Below are 292 nucleotides of genomic sequence, written 5' to 3' on the forward strand. Positions count from 1 at the left end.
GAGACTTTTAGCAGTCGTGCCCGAAGCATTAAATCCTGGCTCAGGTCAAAAGCACTGACCGCCTCTTTAGCGATCACTTCAGCAATTTCAGCCTCGCGGATCCCTATCGTAAGTGTCGATAAGTCCGTAAACGGGATATCAAAAGTGTCCGCTTCTTGGAGCACCTGGATCGGCTCGCCGTCATCACCGCCGATAAAACACGTACGCAGGCTTTCATGACGCGCCACGATAGCGCTAAAGGCCTGCTTCAAGGCGTCCTGGTTGAGAGTGACAGTCAGTTTTAACGCCGCCG

The 292-nt window shown here is 53.1% G+C and carries 1 protein-coding gene; it reads right to left on the reverse strand.

The features are described from left to right. Positions 1–292 (reverse strand): condensation domain-containing protein (locus CWC11_RS20525; protein WP_138684156.1); only part of this gene is annotated, 292 nt, incomplete at both ends.

The organism is Pseudoalteromonas sp. S3178 (assembly GCF_005886985.1).
Lineage (GTDB): Bacteria > Pseudomonadota > Gammaproteobacteria > Enterobacterales > Alteromonadaceae > Pseudoalteromonas > Pseudoalteromonas carrageenovora.